This is a genomic window from Mesorhizobium sp. BH1-1-5 (assembly GCF_020165615.1).
Taxonomy (GTDB): Bacteria; Pseudomonadota; Alphaproteobacteria; order Rhizobiales; family Rhizobiaceae; genus Mesorhizobium.
The window spans coordinates 1-1,077 of the sequence record NZ_JAIUIM010000063.1 but is presented as its reverse complement, the minus strand read 5'-3'; the positions used below and the strand labels follow the sequence as shown (position 1 = coordinate 1,077).

General features: G+C 67.4%; 1 protein-coding gene. It reads right to left on the bottom strand.

The annotated features are described in order from the left end of the window. Positions 1 to 1,077, bottom strand: a 1,077-nt coding sequence (locus LB572_RS34310) for an autotransporter-associated beta strand repeat-containing protein (RefSeq protein WP_224670917.1), incomplete at both ends; no start/stop codon positions are given.

Below are 1,077 nucleotides of genomic sequence, written 5' to 3'. Positions count from 1 at the left end.
GCGCCGAGCTGCACCGAGGTCAGCCCGGTGGCCGCACTCTGGTCGCCGTCGACATAGAGGCCGCCCGCCGCAACCGTGGTTGCTCCCGAATAGGTGTTGGTGCCGGTCAGCGTCAGGGACGCGCTGCCCGTCTTGGTGAAGCCGCCGGCGCCGCCGATCAGGCCCGACAGCGTGAGGTCGGCGTCGGTCTGGAAGGCGCCGCCGCCCGCATTGAGCGTGATATCGCGGGCCGAACCGAAGGCGGTGGTGTTTTGCAGCGTGGCGCCATTGTCGAGAGACAGCGCGCCTGCCGCATCGCCGAGATTGGCGTCGGCCGAGACCTGCAGCGTGCCGCCCGCGATGGCGGTGCCGCCGCTATAAGTATTGGCGCCGCCAAGCACCAGCGTGCCGAGATCGGTCTTGACCAGTTGCGAGCTGCCCTGGAGCACCGAAGCGATGGTCGCGATATAGCCCGCGCCAACCAAGCTGCCGTCGCCGACCCGGATGATCGATTGCGGTCCGACCAGGTCGATGCTCTGCCCCTGGATCAGGTAGCCATCGGTAGCAAACTGCATGCCCGAGGCCTGCACCTGGCCATTCGTCGTGCTGTCGACGTCGACGATGCCGGCCTGGCCGGCGAAGATGGCGAAGCTGCCATCGGAGAACGGCGCGTTGATATGCCCGGTATCGTTCGTCCAGTTGTCGCCGCCGGCAGCCAGCCAGGTGCCGTCGCCGCCATCGACCAGGTCGTTGCCCTTGGGCCCGGCATCGCCGTCCCAGTAGTTGAGCGTGACGCCGGCTGTATTGACCAGGTTGACCTGCTTGGCGATCGAGGTCTGCACGATGTGGTCGGGCGAGTTGCTGACCAGCCCGTTGTCGGTCAGCGGCCCGTCATAGCTGATGATGCGGTAGATGCCCGGCCCGAAATCGCCGCCCGGCGTCTGCGCGACGTTCACGGCGCCGTCGAGCGACAGGCCGCCATGCACGACGGTGAGGTCGTTGTAGGCGCCGCCGACCACGCCAGCCTGGCCGAAATTGTAGTTGAGCGTCGCATTGGCGGCGAGCGAGAGGCTTCCGTTGATCGTCAGCGTGCCTGGC